This is a genomic window from uncultured Bacteroides sp. (assembly GCF_902491285.1).
Lineage (GTDB): Bacteria > Bacteroidota > Bacteroidia > Bacteroidales > Bacteroidaceae > Bacteroides.
The window spans coordinates 1-18,283 of the sequence record NZ_CABUHK010000068.1; the positions used below are offsets into that span (position 1 = coordinate 1).

15 protein-coding genes are annotated in these 18,283 nt (G+C 44.5%); 5 read left to right on the forward strand and 10 right to left on the reverse strand.

From position 1 onward, the window contains the following. Positions 1 to 206: 206 nt before the first annotated feature. From RDN93_RS16120 to RDN93_RS16135, 4 genes are all read right to left on the reverse strand, one after another. Positions 207 to 725 carry an N-acetyltransferase gene (locus RDN93_RS16120; protein ID WP_308746467.1) on the reverse strand — a complete coding sequence of 173 codons (519 nt, stop codon included), beginning with the start codon at positions 723 to 725 and terminating at the stop codon, positions 207 to 209. 41 nt (positions 726 to 766) lie between these two features. Continuing rightward, complete coding sequence (locus RDN93_RS16125) at positions 767 to 2,266, reverse strand: L-lactate permease (protein WP_308746468.1); 1,500 nt, start codon at positions 2,264 to 2,266, stop codon at positions 767 to 769. Between the two features lie 115 nt (positions 2,267 to 2,381). Continuing rightward, on the reverse strand, positions 2,382 to 3,833 hold the full coding sequence (locus RDN93_RS16130) for a DUF3868 domain-containing protein (RefSeq protein ID WP_308746469.1): 1,452 nt from the start codon (positions 3,831 to 3,833) through the stop codon (positions 2,382 to 2,384). A gap of 24 nt (positions 3,834 to 3,857) precedes the next feature. Further along, entirely contained in the window at positions 3,858 to 4,445 is a 588-nt protein-coding gene (locus RDN93_RS16135) for a DUF3575 domain-containing protein (protein ID WP_308746470.1), read from the reverse strand. 190 nt (positions 4,446 to 4,635) lie between these two features. Here RDN93_RS16135 and RDN93_RS16140 point away from each other — a divergent pair, with 190 nt between their 5' ends. The 5 genes from RDN93_RS16140 (at position 4,636) to RDN93_RS16160 (ending at position 11,191) form a co-directional block, all read left to right on the forward strand. Beyond that, positions 4,636 to 6,180 (forward strand): acyl-CoA carboxylase subunit beta, encoded by a 1,545-nt coding sequence (locus RDN93_RS16140; RefSeq protein ID WP_308746471.1) that lies wholly within the window; start codon positions 4,636 to 4,638, stop codon positions 6,178 to 6,180. Positions 6,181 to 6,235: 55 nt separating this feature from the next. Then, positions 6,236 to 7,747 (forward strand): acetyl-CoA carboxylase biotin carboxylase subunit, encoded by a 1,512-nt coding sequence (gene accC, locus RDN93_RS16145; protein WP_308746472.1) that lies wholly within the window; start codon positions 6,236 to 6,238, stop codon positions 7,745 to 7,747. Positions 7,748 to 7,770: 23 nt separating this feature from the next. Then, entirely contained in the window at positions 7,771 to 8,295 is a 525-nt protein-coding gene (locus RDN93_RS16150; protein WP_308746473.1) for a biotin/lipoyl-containing protein, read from the forward strand. Positions 8,296 to 8,382: 87 nt separating this feature from the next. Next, entirely contained in the window at positions 8,383 to 10,743 is a 2,361-nt protein-coding gene (locus tag RDN93_RS16155; protein ID WP_308746490.1) for a PAS domain-containing protein, read from the forward strand. A 7-nt stretch (positions 10,744 to 10,750) separates the two neighbouring features. Continuing rightward, positions 10,751 to 11,191 carry a DUF3592 domain-containing protein gene (locus RDN93_RS16160; RefSeq protein WP_308746474.1) on the forward strand — a complete coding sequence of 147 codons (441 nt, stop codon included), beginning with the start codon at positions 10,751 to 10,753 and terminating at the stop codon, positions 11,189 to 11,191. 14 nt (positions 11,192 to 11,205) lie between these two features. On the opposite strand, the gene bioD is transcribed toward RDN93_RS16160, so the two are convergent. From bioD to RDN93_RS16190, 6 genes are all read right to left on the reverse strand, one after another. Further along, entirely contained in the window at positions 11,206 to 11,853 is a 648-nt protein-coding gene (gene bioD, locus RDN93_RS16165) for a dethiobiotin synthase (protein WP_308746475.1), read from the reverse strand. After that, on the reverse strand, positions 11,850 to 12,617 hold the full coding sequence (gene bioC, locus RDN93_RS16170) for a malonyl-ACP O-methyltransferase BioC (protein ID WP_308746476.1): 768 nt from the start codon (positions 12,615 to 12,617) through the stop codon (positions 11,850 to 11,852). Before bioC ends, bioD begins: the two co-directional genes overlap by 4 nt. A 10-nt stretch (positions 12,618 to 12,627) precedes the next feature. Further along, entirely contained in the window at positions 12,628 to 13,287 is a 660-nt protein-coding gene (locus RDN93_RS16175; RefSeq protein WP_308746477.1) for a pimeloyl-ACP methyl esterase BioG family protein, read from the reverse strand. Further along, positions 13,284 to 14,438 carry an 8-amino-7-oxononanoate synthase gene (locus RDN93_RS16180; RefSeq protein WP_308746478.1) on the reverse strand — a complete coding sequence of 385 codons (1,155 nt, stop codon included), beginning with the start codon at positions 14,436 to 14,438 and terminating at the stop codon, positions 13,284 to 13,286. Before RDN93_RS16180 ends, RDN93_RS16175 begins: the two co-directional genes overlap by 4 nt. Positions 14,439 to 14,660: 222 nt before the next feature. After that, complete coding sequence (bioA, locus tag RDN93_RS16185) at positions 14,661 to 17,075, reverse strand: adenosylmethionine--8-amino-7-oxononanoate transaminase (protein WP_308746479.1); 2,415 nt, start codon at positions 17,073 to 17,075, stop codon at positions 14,661 to 14,663. 91 nt (positions 17,076 to 17,166) lie between these two features. After that, entirely contained in the window at positions 17,167 to 18,276 is a 1,110-nt protein-coding gene (locus tag RDN93_RS16190; RefSeq protein WP_308746480.1) for a DUF4421 domain-containing protein, read from the reverse strand. Positions 18,277 to 18,283: the final 7 nt, after the last annotated feature.

The following is an 18,283-nucleotide window of genomic DNA, read 5'->3' on the forward strand; positions in this document are numbered from 1 at the left end:
CATTTTCTCTTGTTTTAAGTATTCTTTCTATATCCATAATAACGATAATGATTTGGTTGTTGCTAATGTATTCAATAACCACACCTCATGATATATTTCCTAATCTCTATTAAATCATGACCTAATCATCATCAAAATATTCCAGTGGATTAGGTGCGAAATTATCATTTTTATCTGCTGAAATTTCTTTTTTTCATCATATCTATCTACCATTCCCCAATCGTACCTTCTACTTTATCCAACGCGTTCGGCACTAACTCGTACGCCAGTACGAATTGGTCGGGAATTCCGGGGCAGGTAATTCCGAAGTTGGCGGCAGACTGGTATCCGAGCCGGTTATAATAATTGGGGTCACCTGTGAGGAATACAGCTTCATAACCCATTTCTGTGGCTAGTCTTAACCCCTCTTTCATAAGGGCGGAGCCGACTCCGAAATCCCTGTATTCCAGTAATACGGAGAGGGGAGCTACTAACAACGCTGTATATCGTTCGCCATTACTCTGCAAAACCGGAGTCTGGGTAAGCATGATATGTCCGATAAGTTTTCCTTCGGTTTCGGCAACCAACGAAAGTTCGGGGATGAAATTCTTTCCCTTACGCAGTTTTGCGGCGAAGTCCTGTTCGTCTCCGTCTTTCACTTTAGCCGTTTCGAAGGCGGTTTTGATTAACTGATAAACTTCGTCAAGGTCTTCCTTTGTCTCTTGTCTGATTTTAAAATTCTTCATGGAATTAAAATTATTTCTACAAAGATATACTTTTCGGGGAATTAACTGAAAATATAGACAATAATTCCGGTAATTACCACATAAGCTAATGCGTACGGAATAGCTGCTTTCAGGATTTCACCCTCTTTGCCCTGCTGGTTTCCGGCGGAAGTGGCAATGGCGATGCTTTGCGGGGAGATAATCTTACCCCCCGTAGCGCCTACTGTATTTGCGGCGGAAAGCCAATCGGGGCTGACATGAATTTGTCCCGCTACACTTGCTTGCAGTTTGCCGAAAAGGATATTGGATGAGGTGTCGCTTCCGGTAATAAATGTTCCCAGGCAACCGATGACCGGTGCGAACAGCGGATATAAACTTCCGGTAGCAGTGGCGAGTGCCGTGGCAATAACGGCAATCATTCCCGAAGCGTCCATAATGGTGGATAATCCGACCAGGCAGATAACCGTGACGAAAGTCTTTTTCAACTGTTTTACCGTATTCCAAAGTACGATAAACAAGTCCTTTACTTTTGCTCCCTGTATCAATCCGCCGATGAAAGTACCCACGAAAAGCAATACTCCCGCATGAGTCAGCCATGAAATAGTGTAATTTACGGTAGAAGCATTGATAGGCAGGCTGATTCTCGTAATCCAGTTATTCTCCAATGTGTGGCGCAATCCCGGAAATAGCGGGCTTGTGAGAATAATAAGGAATAGAATAAGCAGGTAAATGCTCCATGCATTCAGAATATCTTTCGTCTTCAACGAACTTTTCCGTGCCTTTTCTTCTTTGGATGCAGTCAGTTTGCCATAGAGAACGATGACGATGATAGACAGGATACTTCCGATGATAGCCGGAGATTCCGCTCCCATATATCTGGCAGCGAGGTATTGGCTGGCTAAAGAAACACTGCCTACCAATAAAGCCAGAAACAGATTCTTGGGGAGTGATTTCAATTTGGGGTCGGTAAGGAAAAGCAGTACAAGCGGAATAAGGAACATGAGGACTGATAATTGCAGTACGACATTGGTACTAAGATTCAGAACATCCAAGTTTGTCTCCTTTGCCAGTACGAGCACCGGAGTTCCGATAGCTCCGAAAGCGGTAGCCACGCTATTTGCTATCAGGCTGACGGTAGCCGAGAATATCGGCTTGAACCCCAAAGTGATAAGAATAGCTGCCGGAATGGCAACTGCCGTCCCGAATCCTGCCATCGCTTCCAGTAATCCGCCGAATCCCCAAGTCAATAGCAATACCTGAATACTCTTATCGGTGGAAATGGAAGCGAACTGCTGCTTTATAATCTCCATTTTTTCTGTTTTCAGCAATACGTTGTAGCTGAAAATAGCCATTAGTATAATGATTAAAATAGGGGAGACAGCTTTTAACGCTCCGTATAGAAAGGAATAAAACAGATTGTCCACAGAAAAGGTGAAGCCGAAAAGTGCAATCAGCATGGTTACCACTAAGGAAATGATACTACTTTTGTCGCCCGGCATTTTGAAGAATGCCATTAATATGATTAATAATAGTACCGGAATGATAGCAAGAATCAAGGTCATAATAGTCTGGTTTTAAAAAGTAAGACGTTCATTTGTTATGAGTATAACAAACAAACGTCTCACTTGGGTCGATGCGGCAAATAGATTTTTTCTATTTATTTCATCTTACATTTTACTATTTCATCTTCACACTTAATATTTGCTGCAACTGTTTCAGGTTCGCTTGAGCTGCTTCGTTACCTAATCGGGCAGCTTGCTCGAAGGCTGCCATAGCCCGGCTGATGTCTCCGTTCAGGAAATTGTAGACTCCGGTATTGTTTATAAATTCGGCGGTCGTATGGTCTGCTTTTTCCATATATTTCACTGCTCTGTCCAAGTCTTTCTGTGACAGGGCGACTGCTCCTGCATTCAGGTTGGCTACTGCATCCGCAGGATACATACGTACGGCGATGTCGAATACATTGACGAAGTCCTTGCTGCCTTTCGGATAACTGTTGGCTACCTGATACATTTCATTCAAGCTCAGATATTTCGGATTTTCTATAATGATGACGCGTCCTTGTTCCACATCGAAATTGACAACGGTATAGTCAATCTTGCAATTCACTTTGCGCAGTCCCGGATAGATTTCTTTCAGCATGGTACGATAAGGGACTCCACCGCCTACGCGCATGATTTCCTGTTTCCGTTTGGCGTCGTCGGTCGTATTTCTGATAATTTTCAGGAACGTATCTTTATCCTTCATGGATGAAGATTCGAGAGCTTTCACCAGTCCGTCCCAGTTTTCGCCGCCGAAAGTCACTTTATAAAGTTTGGAAGACGCTTTTTCGTTTTTCACCAAATAGTCTTTCAGAGCTTCCGCACGCTTCTTGGACAGTTGTTCGTTGAACGCCAGCGGACCTTCGGGAGAGGCGAAACCTTCAATTCCGATACCTTTTATAGTCAGATTCTTATCATTCTGAATCTTGTCGAACATGGAATGGATATTTACCAGTTCGGCATGATTGTTCATAAAGTCGGTAAGGATGGCAAACTTGTTGACTGGGAAATCGAGATGCGCTTCGTATTGTTCGCTACGATTCTTTACCACTTCCACCGTAGGCTGGATATAGGCTACGATGGGGGACATGGCACTCAGCCGTTTGGCTTCGGTCGATACGTCGTTGGTAATCAGCTCTTGAGCGTTCATTTCCTGATAATTACCGCATCCGCACAGGTTCTCTACAAGTTGCAGGGACGCATTCGCCATCCACGGTTTATAGGGGATGACTTGTGTATAATTGAATGTTTCCCGCTTGTTGTAAGGAACGATGATGGCAGTAGGCTCCTGTTTGGTCATAGCCAGTCCGCGGATATATGCTTTTTCACGTCTTTTTCCGTTGACGATGATTTCTTGCAGGGGGACATTATGCTGTCCGTCTGTCAATAACGGAGTGAGGCTCAGGCTTCGTGCCGAACCTATGGTAAGGTTCTTCATGTCGAAGGTCATGCCGACATAGAGGGAATTTCCCTGCTGCCACAATGATACATTGGAGAGGGTGAGTGCATCGTTCAGGAATTTCTGGGCGTGTGCCGGTAACAGGGTGGCGACGAGTGCTATAAATAGATAAATAACTTTTCTTTTCATCCTTGTGAGTTTTAGAGAGTTCGATTATTTGATGATATAAATGAAGCTGAGGCCGACTTTGGTCGGGCCGAAGTAATTGCGGTTTTTGTGACCGAGTTTTTCACATTTGTTGTTGCTGGCATATTTGTCATATTTCAGATGAGCATATCCCACACCAATCGTTGCTTCCATGCTCCAGCGCTTACTGATTAGCCATTGATAACCATAAGAGATACCGGCTCCGTAGAAGTTACCCTCATAGCGGTCGTGTCCCAGTCCGAGGAAATTCAGATTGCTGACATTCATTTCTCCGTAATGTCCGTGCAGTCCGAAGAAACTTCCGTTGAAGCGTTCGCAGAGCCAGTAGCGTAGTTCCGGTTGGACAAGCCAGTGTTTTAACTGACGGTCGTTTCCGAATTCCCACGGATTGTAATTGCCGGACACATCGAGGGTGAGTTTCTTCGCCAGTCCTACTTCGAAGCCAAGGTTGGGAGTGGTGGTTGCCCAATAGAGGGCATTGGTCTTGATTGCAAATTTGGGTAAGTAAGTTTCATTCTGCTGCACTTGAGCGCGAATACTTGTGCCGAGTGCGAGCAGGAAACAGGCTGCTAATAGAAATTTAACTGTTCTCATTTTCGTTAGGGTATAGGTTTTATTAAAATGATGAGTGCTAAACAAGCAAAGGTGGGTGATTGTTGACGCCGCCCGTAAAAAAGAGTTTTTGCCGATAAATTATGTTTAAAGACATAAACGCTAACATTTTCGGAATATCGTACGTTTATTATATAAAAGTGCCTTTGTGTAATTTAAATAAATAGAGCCTATGAAAGAGCTTATCAAGAATCTGGAAGAACTGAACAGAAAAGCAGAAAAAGGCGGTGGAGACGTCCGCATTGAAAAACAACATTCCGTGGGCAAGCTGACCGCCCGTGAACGTATCGATTTACTGTTGGAGAAAGGTTCGTTTATCGAACTGGACAAGTTGGTGACTCATCGCTGTACCGATTTCGGCATGGAGAAGCAGAAATTTGCGGGTGATGGCGTGGTGACGGGATATGGCATGATTGGCAAACGGCTAGTCTATGTCTTTGCGCAGGACTTTACAGTCTTCGGCGGCGCCCTGTCCGAGACTCATGCCAGGAAAATCTGCAAAGTGATGGACATGGCGATGCAGATGGGAGCTCCTATCATCGGTCTGAACGATTCAGGCGGTGCACGTATTCAAGAGGGAGTCCGTTCTTTGGCGGGATATGCCGAGATATTTCTCCGCAACTCGATGGCTTCGGGCGTCATCCCGCAGATTAGCGCTATTATGGGCCCTTGCGCGGGTGGCGCTGTTTATTCTCCTGCACTGACCGATTTTATCCTGATGGTGAAGAATTCGGGATATATGTTTATCACCGGCCCCGATGTCGTGAAAAGTGTGACGCAGGAAGAAGTCAGTAAAGACGACCTTGGCGGAGTAGGCGTTCATATGACCAAGTCCGGCGTGGCTCATCTTTCTGCCGAGAACGATATTGAATGTATCAACTATATCCGCGAACTGATTTCCTACCTTCCCGGAAATAATATGGAAGAACCGCCGTTTGTGGCTACCAGCGATTCGCCGACCCGATTGACGCCGGAACTCTCCAACCTTATTCCCACCAATCCGAACCAACCTTATAATATAAAGGAGATGATTGAAGCCGTAGCCGATGATAATAGCTTCTTCGAGTTGCAGTCGGAATTTGCCCCGAACATCGTCACCGGATATATCCGGCTGAACGGAAAGACAGTGGGAGTGGTCGCCAATCAGCCGTTGGTGCTGGCTGGTACGTTGGATATTAACGCTTCTGTCAAAGCAGCCCGTTTTGTCCGCTTCTGCGATGCTTTCAATATTCCTTTGCTGACGTTGGTCGATGTGCCGGGATTCATGCCGGGAGTAGACCAGGAATATGGCGGTATCATCCGTAATGGTGCGAAATTACTGTATGCTTATTGCGAGGCTACTGTGCCCAAAGTTACGGTGATTACCCGCAAGGCATACGGCGGCGCTTATGATGTAATGAGTTCCAAGCATATCCGCGGTGATGTGAACCTGGCTTTCCCGACTGCCGAGATTGCCGTTATGGGACCGGATGGTGCGGTGAATATCCTGTTCAGGAAAGAGATAGAAAAGTCACAGACACCCGACGAGAAACGGAAAGAGCTTCAGGATGATTATCGCGAGAAGTTTGCCAATCCTTATCGTGCTGCGGAGCTGGGCTATGTGGATGAAGTGATTGACCCGGTGGTAACCCGCCTGCGCCTGATTCGCAGTTTCGAGATGCTTGCCAACAAGCGGCAGTCCAATCCGCCCAAGAAACATTCTAATATTCCGCTTTAATAAATTGAGAGTGGAGAGCTGAGAATGAAGAGTGTTCATTAAAAAGAAAAAGATTATGATAAAGAAAATATTAGTAGCCAACCGGGGGGAAATAGCGATGCGTATCTTCCGTACATGCCGGGTGATGAATATCTCGACGGTGGCTGTTTATACACACGTTGACCGCGGAGCTTTGCACGTCCGCTATGCGGAAGAGGCTTATTGCATCTCCGAATCGCCCGAAGATACTTCTTATCTGAAACCGGAACTGATATTGGCTATCGCCAAAAAGACTGGGGCGGCCATTCATCCGGGATATGGTTTCCTGTCGGAAAATGCGGACTTTGCCCGTCGCTGTGAAGAGGAAGGGGTGATTTTTATCGGGCCGAGTGCGGATATTATCGCCAGAATGGGAATCAAGACGGAAGCGCGTAAGATTATGCGTGAAGCCGGACTGCCGATTGTTCCCGGAACGGAGACGCCTGTACAGGGAATTGATGAAGTGAAGAAAGTTGCCAATGAAGTAGGTTATCCCATTATGCTGAAAGCACTTGCCGGCGGCGGGGGAAAGGGGATGCGCCTGGTGCGTTCCGAAGAGGAAGCGGAAACGGCTCTCCGGCTCTCCCAGTCCGAAGCGGGGACATCGTTTGGCAATGATGCTGTCTATATCGAAAAGTATATAGAGAATCCGCACCATATCGAAGTGCAGATTATGGGCGATAAATATGGAAATGTGGTTCATTTGGGTGAACGTGAATGTTCTATTCAACGACGTAATCAGAAGGTGATTGAAGAATCTCCGTCTCCTTTTGTAAAGGAAGAGACTCGGAAGAAGATGCTGAAAGTGGCAGTGGAAGCCTGTAAGAGAATCGGTTATTATAGTGCCGGAACCCTGGAGTTTATGATGGATAAGGAGCAGAATTTCTACTTTCTTGAAATGAATACTCGTTTGCAGGTGGAACATCCGGTGACGGAAGAATGTACTGGTGTCGACTTGGTACGTGATATGATAACGGTGGCTGCGGGTAATCCTCTACCTTACAAACAGGATGATATAAAGTTTAGCGGGGCTGCTATTGAATGTCGTATTTATGCGGAGGATCCGGAGAATAACTTTATGCCTTCTCCCGGTGTGATTACGGTTCGTGAAGCTCCCGAAGGGCGTAACTTGCGTCTGGATAGTGCGGCTTATGCCGGATTTGAGGTCTCGCTGCATTATGACCCGATGATTGCAAAACTCTGCTGTTGGGGACGTACCCGCGAATCGGCCATCTCGAATATGGCTCGTGCCTTGCGTGAGTATAAGATTCTGGGAATCAAGACCACTATTCCTTTCCATCAGCGTGTGTTGAAGAATGTCGCTTTCCTGAAAGGCGAATATGATACGACGTTTATTGATACGCGCTTTGATAAGGAAGACTTGAAACGCCGCCAGAATACCGACCCGACGGTAGCTGTCATTGCGGCCGCGGTGCGGCACTACGAACGGGAGAAGGAAGCGGCTTCGCGTGCCACGACTCTGCCGGTGGTGGGGGAATCGCTCTGGAAGTATTACGGTAAGTTGCAGATGACAGCCAATAATTATTGAATTGAAAATTAAATAAATAGTTTATGGGTACAACGTTAGCTACATATTATGCCAAACTTCAGGATATGCCGGATAGTGAATATAAGGTGGAAATCCTGGAGGACGGGCCGGTCAAGAAGATTGCGGTCAATGGTAAAATATATGAGGTCGATTATAATATGGGTGGTGACTCCATTCATTCTATCATTATCGACCATCATTCGCATGGAGTGCAGATTTCTCCTTCTTCCAATAATTCTTATACAATAATGAATAAGGGAGAATTGTATCAGATTGAGTTACAGGGAGAGATGGAGAAGATACACAATGCACGTTCTGCTGCCGAATCGGTAGGGAGGCAGGTGGTACAGGCACCGATGCCGGGAGTCATACTGAAAACGTATGTGAAGAAGGGAGACAGTGTGAAACACGGCGACCCGCTTTGTGTATTGGTAGCCATGAAGATGGAAAACGAAATACGTTCGGTGGCGGACGGTGTCGTAAAAGAAGTATTCGTGGAAGACGGCATGAAAGTCGGACTGGATGACCGGATTATGGTGATTGAATGATTCTTTGAAAATAAATGGGATTTTACGTACTTATCTGCAATAAAATATTTACTTTTGGCAGATAAGTACGTATTTATTCCTTATGCCATGGACAACAGTGAACAAACAGAAACGATATTAGTAGAACAATTAGAGCGGCTTAGAAAAGAAAATGAGCAGCTCAAGAAGGAGATTTTAATCCTCAGACAGGAGAAAGAAAGTAATAACTCCGTCAGTTTTAAGGAGAAGTATGCTGTAAAGATACTGGATTCTCTGCCGGATATGCTGACTGTCTTTAATCATAAGGAAGTGGGGATTGAAGTTGTGTCCAATGAAGAAACCAATCATGTGGGGGTGACAAATAAAGATTTTGTGGGGATGCATATGTGTGATATGGTTCCAGCGGAAGCTTATCAGAACATACACTCTAATATGCGCCATGCAATTACCACAAGAACCGTATCGGCGGCGCATCATGAACTGGATTTTAATGGTAAACGTCATTATTATGAAAACCGTATTTTTCCGTTGGATGAAGAGTACGTACTGATTATGTGCCGTGATATAACGGAAGGAGTGGCTACACAAAGGCAACTGGAAGTTTTCAAGAGTGTACTGGACAAGGTGAGCGACAGTATTCTTGCCGTGTCGGAAGACGGAACTTTGATTTATGCTAATAAACAATTTATAGAGGAATATGGAGTTACTCAGAAAATGGGTACACAAAAGGTATATGATTTGCCTGTCTCTATGAAAACAAAAGAAGCGTGGGAAAAACGGCTTCAGGAAATACGTGATAATGATGGCAGCTTTGCTTATCGTGCGGCATATGTGCGTAAGGGGGAAAATAAGAAGAGGATTCATCAGGTGTCTACTTTCCTGATTCATGAGAATGATCAGGATTTGATTTGGTTCTTTACTCAGGATATTACGGATGTGATAAAGAAGCGGGATGAGCTTCGCGAACTGAATCTGTTGCTGGATGGTATCTTGAATAATATTCCGGTTTATCTGTTTGTGAAAGATCCGGAAAACGAACTTAGATATTTGTACTGGAACAAGGCTTTTGCCGACCATTCGGGTATTCCTGCTGCTAAAGCGATAGGGCATACGGATTATGAGATATTCCCGTCTCATGAGGATGCGGAAAAGTTTCTCAAGGACGATTTGGAGTTACTTAGGACTCATAAACGTATTGATATGCAGGAAACTTATCTGACGGCTACCGGAGAAGCGCGTATTGTACAGACGCTGAAAGCGCTTGTACCGATGGAGGGGCGCGAACCGTTATTGATAGGCATTTCTTGGGATGTCACCAATCTTCAGAATATTGAGCAGGAGCTTATTAAAGCCAGAATCAAGGCGGAGCAGTCCGACCGGTTGAAGAGTGCTTTTCTGGCAAATATGAGCCATGAAATCCGGACACCGCTCAATGCGATTGTGGGGTTCTCACAATTGCTGCCTGCCGCCGAGACTGTTGAAGAGAAGAAGCTTTATTCGGATATTATCAATCAGAATTCGGATATCTTGCTGCAACTTATTAATGATATTTTGGATATATCGAAGATAGAAGCGGGTACGTTGGAATATGTAAAACGCCCGATGAATCTTGGTGAAGCCTGCCGGACGATTTATACTATCCATAAGGAGCGTGTGAAAGAGGGGGTAACTCTTATTTTTGATAATGGGGAGGAAGATTTGCTGATAGAAGGAGATCCGAACCGTATTATGCAGGTAATAACGAATTTTATCACTAATGCAGGTAAGTTTACCTATACAGGTGAGATTCGTTTTGGATTTGAACGAATGGAACAAAAGATTCGTGTATATGTGAAAGATACAGGAATAGGTATAGAACCGGAAAAAGTGGATCATATCTTTGACCGTTTTGTCAAGTTGAACAGTTTTGCACAGGGTACAGGTTTAGGACTTTCTATTTGCCGGATGATTATTGAGAAGATTGGCGGGGAAATTGGTGTGACTTCCGAACTGGGGAAAGGTTCGACTTTCTATTTTACAATACCTTGTGAAGAGGTTGGAGAACCCGGTAAACTTTTCAAAGTAACTAAATCCGGATATGAGAGTAATCAGGTGAACCAATCACAGCAGGTGAAAAAGATTTTGGTTGCCGAAGATGTGGAAAGTAACTTTATCCTGTTAAAGAATTTGATAGGAAAAGAATATACCTTACTTTGGGCAAAAGATGGGTTTGAAGCTGTGGAAATGTATAAGCAGTATCAACCAGACTTAATCCTGATGGATATTAAAATGCCGCGCATGGATGGTTTGGAAGCTACTCATATCATCCGTTCTTATTCCAAAGAGATTCCTATTATTGCTTTGACGGCTTATGCTTTTGAAGCGGATAGGGAACTGGCTTTAGAAGCCGGCTGCAATGATTTTGTAACGAAGCCTGTTTCGGAGAAGATATTGCGAAGAGTGTTGGATAAACATTCGGCTGCTGATTGATGGGTTTATGCGCCAGAAGAGGAAGCGAAAGGTAATAAAAAAGCCCCCGAAGAGAAAATATATTCAGAAACCTGAACGTAAGGAGTCTTTTTGGTCTGGATATTCTATTGGCATAATTGTTGTCTCTGTTGTGTTGTTGATGTTTGTCTTGTTAAATAATTCTTCGTCTCCGCAAAACTATGATAAGGAGACTGTGGGAAATATCGTAAGCCATGAGTCTAAATATAATATGACACAAGGAAGAACAGGTGGTAGTGTTTCCTATTACCTTGTTATTCATTTTCAGTATATGGTTGAAGACAAACACTATTCTAATGAGGTTTCTTTAGGCTATACAAGAAAAAATATCCCTTTTATACAAAAGATAAAGGATTATGGCTCTATGTATCCTGTGAGGGTTACATATGACAGCCATAATCCACAAATAAGTACGATTGTTGTTGAGTGAAATAACTTGTGCTGCTACTCTTTTATTTCCGGAACCAATATAAACTTCGTATCCGGAAAATACTTCTTCAGCCAGTTTTGAATGAAGTTCATCGTATCATTCTGAATCGTTTTATCCTTTACGGTAGGATACATATTATAAAGTACCGTATCCAGTACAATACCGCGCTTTTGTATGGCTTCGAGACTAAGCAGGGTATGATTGATACTTCCCAGTTTGCCGGAAGTGACAAAGATAAGTGGATATTTCTCTTGGGCGATGTAGTCTATTGTCAGAAGTTCCGTAGTTAATGGAACCATTAGTCCGCCTGCGCCTTCGAGCAGGACAGAGTCATAGCGTTCACTCAATTCTTCCGTAGCACGTTTGATTTTGTCGAAGTCAATGGGACGGTTATCCAGTTGGGAAGCGAGATGCGGAGAGGCAGGATAAGAGAAAATTTCCGGCATAGTCAGTCCTTCCTTGTCTTCTTTAGTGAAGGGAATTCCCATAATACGACGGTGCAAGTCGATATCTTCGGAATGACCGACGTTTCCTGTTTGGATAAACTTTTGAGTGATGGTACGTTGTCCGTTCTTGTTCCATTCACGGGCTAGAAATCCGGTGGCATAGCTCTTGCCGGCATCGGTGTCGATACCGCTTACGAAATATACATTCTGTTTCATACTTCTTTCTTTTTTGCGATGATATAAATAGGATGATAGGTCAGGGACACTGAAGTGCCTTGGGTAAATTCTTGTGTGTAACGTTCACTGAATAACTGCAAGTCACGACGTGTTCGCAGTTGTTGGGAAGGTGAGCCGGATATGCCGGTTACTCCTGTCTGTTTCAAATGATAAAGCACTTTTAGTGGGTTATCGAACGAAAGAGGAATAAGTTCTTCTTCCGAATAGAGTATGTCAAAGTGGGGCGACAAGGCTGTTACAAGTTCTTCTCGTGAACGATAAGGAAGACCGCTTCCTGTTAGTTTACGTATCTCCTTCATATTCTCTTTCCCGAAAGTGCTGAAAGCAAAATAGCCTTGCTTATTGAGTAAAGCATTGCATCTTTTGAAAAAGTTTTCAGGAGATTCGAACCATTGCAGAGCTGAACAGGAAGTTATCAATGTGCTTTCAGCAGGGAAAGGAACTGTTTCTGCATCTCCCGGAAGAAAGGAAACCTGTTCCTTTCTTAATATATCCTCACAGCAATACTTCATTTCCGGGCAAAGGTCGTTTAGCAATAATTCTTCCGGTCGTAGAGCCTGGAGCAGCATACGGGAATAAATGCCCGTGCCGCATCCGAATTCAATTACTTTAGAACAGGGAAAGGATATGTGTTCTGTAAGCAGGTGAATCATTTTATCTGCAATCTGCCGCTGTACGTTTGCTTCCTGCGGATAGGTGGGAATGGCTTTAGAGAAACGTTCGGCAATTAGTTGTTTATCCATAAATCAATAATTAGTTGATTTGCATGATTACGTTATGAAAGAGTTCTTGTTGATAGTGGGCGGCTTCTGCATATTCAAGGGAATCCACTTTATTTCTCCATGCCAGCCATTGGTTATCCGGCAGGAAGATACGGTCGTTCTTTCCTATGATGGCTCTTTGCCATGTAAAGTCCGACGGTGGCAATGATAAGTATTGCTTTTGTATGGCAGCAAGCTCTTCTTTAAGTTCTTCAACGGGACGTTGGGGAGCTACTGTCTGAAAAGCCTTGTAATCGGCTATTGAGCCACACATGCGTCTTTGAAACTTTTGCAGGGATTGTTCGTTCAATCCTTGCAGGGTTCCTTCGAAAATGGAAGGGGTAATCCCTTTCGTTTCGTGTATAGGATAAAGAGTGCCGTTGATAGCGATACTTTGGAAGAGGGGCAGGGATGGATATTGTTTCATTATCTGAGAAGCTGCCCATACTCCCATTGACCAGGCGATGAGGGTGATTTCGGAATACTCCTGTAAGATGCCGGCATCGAACTCCAATGAACGATAATCATAGCAAATCATCCAATCCTTATCGGTCGGTCGGATTTGCAAAAATGGAGTTTCATCCATTCCCCAGCCTGCGAAGAAAAGCAGTAGATGCTTTTGATTGTTCTTTATGATAAAATGTTGTTTCATCCGTTTATCAGTTTTATAAGTTGGTCGATTTCATGTTCGGTGATGTCCGCTGTCAATGAGAAGCGGATACGTGATGTCCCTTCGGGAACCGTAGGCGGACGTACAGGCAATGCGTAGAATCCTTTGCGTTGGATTTCTTCTGCTTTGCATATAGTATTTTCACTTGCTCCGACAATCATAGGGACAATATGGCTTACCGAAGGGCAGTTATATCCTTTGTCGGCAAGCGCAGTCTTTAGTTTGTTGCTGATTCGCAGCAAATGAGTTCTCTTCTGTTGGAGAGCGGGCAGATGTTTTAATATCCACGAAGTCCATTGAATATTTATAGGCGGAAGGGCTGTTGTGAATATAAACGTGCGCATCTTGTTGATTAGATATTCCCGGATAACTTGTCGGCAGACAATGTAAGCGCCTGCTGAGGCTATCGCTTTCCCGAATGTTCCTACCAGAAAGTCTATATCGTTGATACAGTCCTGTTCTTCAGCGCATCCTAATCCGTTGTCTCCCCGTACGCCGAAAGCATGTGCTTCGTCCACATAAAGAAGAATATTGGAATAGTCCTTTTTTAATTGGACAAGAGCGCGAAGGTCGGCTTCGTCTCCGTCCATGCTAAAGATGCTTTCGGTGACAATAATGATTTGCTCATATGCGTTGTGATTCTCAGAAATCAGTCGTTGCAATTGGGATAAGTCATTGTGGCGATACCGGATACATTTTGCAGATGACAACCTGATTCCGTCTATCAAACTGGCGTGTACCAGTTTGTCCGCAAGAATCAATGTCTGCGCATTGCTGACGGCAGGAAGAATCCCTGTATTGGCATGATAACCACTATTGAATATAAGTGCGCTTTCTGTTCCGAACATGGTTGCCAGTTGTTGTTCCAACTCCTGATAATCCGTGAAATTGCCTGTAAGCAGCCGGGAAGAAGAAGAGGTAGGCAGAAATGTTTCAGGAGTTATTGTTTTTAAGAATTCCTCTCTTAGCGACAGGTCATTAGCCAGTCCGAGATAATCATTGGAAGACAGGTTCACCATCCGTTGCCCGTTTAGAATAATATCCCGTCCATCGTGGATAAGTGGTGGGAGAGAGCGATAGTTCTTCTTTTCTTTTAGAACAAGAAGCTCCTGATTTATAAAGTCTAATGTCATTATTTATGATTTTTAATAACTGGTATTGATTATCGGATGAATAGAAAACATAATTTATTGTTTATGAGATACTTATTGTATCTACGGAATACCCTGTAAGTTCCTCACCGATGAAGGCAGTCTTCCTCACCGGGGAACGCCCCTTTCCTCACCGAGGAACAGCCCTTTGCTCACCGAGGAACGAACTTTAGGGAGAAGATGAGAAAATCTTGCCTTTGTATGTCATCTTTTTTGAATAACTTTGAGTAATCCGGAAGTCAATTTACTTAGTTGTTTGGGAGTAATCATGAAAGGCGGCATCAGATAAACCAGTTTGCCGAATGGACGTACCCAAATTCCTTCTTCCACAAAGCGTTGTTGCATATATGCCATATTCACCAGACGCTTCATTTCAATGACTCCGATTGCCCCTAGTATCCTTACATCAGCTACTTGTGGCAACTCCCGTGCAGGTGCCAATTCTTCTTTTAATTGGGCTTCGATTCGTTTTACATTCTCCTGCCAACCGGATTCAATCAGCAAGCGGACTGATGCGCAAGCCACCGCACAAGCGAGTGGATTTCCCATAAAGGTAGGCCCGTGCATAAAGGCCCCCGGCGCATGGTTGGAGATGGTATCTGCCACCTGATTACTTGCCAAAACCGCAGAAAGCGTCATATATCCGCCGGTCAATGCTTTTCCGATACACATAATATCCGGTTCTACTCCGGCGTGTTCCCAGGCAAACAGTTTGCCTGTCCGTCCGAATCCCGTTGCTATTTCATCGAAGATGAGAAGAAGTCCGTGTTCCCGGCAGAGCTTTTCCGCTTCGTGCAGGTATTGCGGATGATAAAACCACATACCACCTGCTCCCTGCACAATCGGTTCAAGAATCAGTGCCGCTAATTCTTCCGAATGTTTTTCAATCGTCTCCCGCAAAGGGATAATATCTTCAGGATTCCACTCCCCGTCAAATCGGGAAGTCGGAGCCGGAACAAAATGACGGACGGGAAGTGCCGGGCCGAAGAGGCTATGCATTCCCGTCACCGGGTCGCATACGGACATGGCATTCCAGGTATCACCATGATAGCCGGAGCGGATAGTTACAAAATTATTCTTATCAGGTTTTCCTGCTGCATACCAGTATTGTACAGCCATCTTCAAGGCAACTTCAACGGCTACTGAACCGGAGTCTGCATAGAATATCTTCTGCATGGATGGCGGAACCAATGGTAATAGTAATTTCCCCAATTTAATAGCGGGTTCATGTGTCAATCCACCGAACATCACATGAGACATTTTATCCAGTTGGTCTTTTGCCGCCTGGTTCAATACCGGATGATTGTATCCATGCACGGCACACCACCAGGATGACATTCCTTCAATAAGTGTCCGTCCGTCTTCAAGGGTAATGGTAGCACCATCCGCCTGTTTCACTTTATAAACCGGAAGCGGGTCGGTAGTAGAAGTATAGGGATGCCATATATGTTCGCGGTCGAACTGTGAACTTGCGAAATGATACCCTTCTTCCTGGATCATCTTCTTGTCTTCCGAAACTTTAGAACCTAGCGTCGTCAGCAGGTCACCCACAATAGCGGAATTGATGCCGATATACAATGCCTTGCGCATAGCTTCAGAAGAGAGTTGAGAACGTCCGCCGGCAAAACGCAGAAAGGCCGTCGGATTGATGAAACGGAACAAGGCAATCGTCCTGAGAATCTCTTCTTCACTTAGAGGCTTTTCGTTTTCCAACGGTGTTCCGGGTATCGGACTTAGCAGGTTGATAGGAATGGACTGGACATTCAGTTCTTCCAGAGTGAAAGCGAATTCAATCCGTTGTTCCATCGTTTCTCCCATACCGATGATACCACCACAGCAAATATCCATTCCTACACGGCGCGCAGCGTCGAGAGTAGCAAGTTTCTGTTCCTGTGTATGAGTGGAGCAGAGCGTTGAAAAGTAGGAAGGAGCAGTTTCCAGATTACAGTGATAGCGGGTTATGCCTGCTTCATGCAGAGAACGCAGTTCTTCTTCGTCGAGCAAGCCTAGCGAAGCGCAAAGCTGAATCGATGAGTGCCGCCGCATATGGCGGACTGTATCACAAAGTTGGCTAATCTGTTTGGGAGAGGGCTTCCGTCCGCTGGTGACGAGGGAGAAACGGTTGACGTCTTGGGCTTCATTATATTTTGCCTGTCGGAGACATTCTTCGGCGGGAAGGAGGTCGTAGACCTCGGCTTGCGTCTTGTAGTGAGAGGATTGTGCACACCATTTACAGTTCTCCGGACATCTGCCGGACTTGGCGTTGATGATGGAACACATGTCGAAGTCGTGCGAAGCACGTGCGACGGTTATCTCATGCGCGGCGGCATAAAGCGCCTCGCTGTCGGCCATGTTGGCCAGCCAAGCGGCTTGGTCGGGCGATATGTCTATGCCTGCCAACACTTGGTCTTTGATTTCTTGAAGTGTCATAAATGTATGATAAGGGATAGTTTGTGCAGCATTCTGCTTGCGAAGGGCAACGTCCACCACATTGATATGCAGATGACCGATTTGGAATTCACGTCCCATGCTCGCGAAAGCGGCATAATTCTTTCTGCCCCAGTAGCGGAAGCGGGAAAGAAAGGTGCGTGTGGTCTGTATATGACGTTGTTTTTTCATTTAGTTCTTGTTTTTAAAGAAAAGAACGGGGCAAATGTACAAAGATTCTTTGGATAAGCAAGCAAGTTTGCGCTTTCTGATGTATGCATTTTTATTTCTTCTTCCTGTATTCCTTGCGCAAATGGAAGTTGAACCCTGCATATATCTGAAGTGTACCGAATCCGTTGTCCAATGAGAAATTGTTCCGGTGGTAATTATAGTTTTTCCCTACAAAAGACGAGCCGACAAAATATTTCCCGTTATTGTAGACAATGCCTGCACGAATCAGAAAATCGAGATTGAACTTGCTGTACCATTGTTTTCCTTCGTGGGTTTCCGCGTCTACGTCGGAAGCCTTATAGGCAATGGCGGGGGTGAGAGAGAGACATGCCAGGCAATTGCGTGCGAATACCCAGTTGTAGGCATAGCCGAAACTGATATTGGCATTGGTATATTTTATCTTGTTGACTTTCATTCCGGGATTCATTCTCTCCTGTATATATTCCGGCAGTTGCTGATAATCAAAGTCAAGATTATGTTTGGAGATAGAGAAACCTGCGATGAATGTTCCTGCATTACGCCGTTGGTTGGTCGACTGGCTGAAAGCGGCAGGATAAGAGAACTTCCGGTTATTGAATATATAATATAAATTCAGTCCTTTGATATCCACTTTCAATCCGTTGAAGTTTTCGGAATAATTGGAAGGAATCTCGTCATAGAATCCCCTGATTTTATGAATCTTATAATTGTTACCCGTACGGCGGTAGAAGATGTCTACGCCCAACTTGGAACTGTAAAGGCTTAAATCAAACTCTGTCCCTTTATTCTTGCGGTTTGTCTTACGATAAATATCATCGACATCGACAGACCATCCCAGAAAAATCCATCTCCAACCGAAGTATAGTCCTATCTTGTTATGTGGATTTGGAGAAAAACTGAGTTTCTGTGGCTGGGGCAACTCACTGGTGACCGAATAATACTCGAAGTTGCTGAAATGCGTAGTCATTAACGCATAATTGTAGCGGTTGGGAGTGATGTAAAGCGTATCAAAATCACTGAAATTCATGAATTTCTTGATAGCTCTTTTGAAAGCGTTTGGTTTGGCGATACTTACAGAATCTTCCTGCACGCTGTCGGTTACAGAAATATTCTCCTTTCCAGGTTGTGCCTGTAAGGAGAGTGACAATAACAGAGAAATATATAAAATAATCTGTCTTACCATACACTTT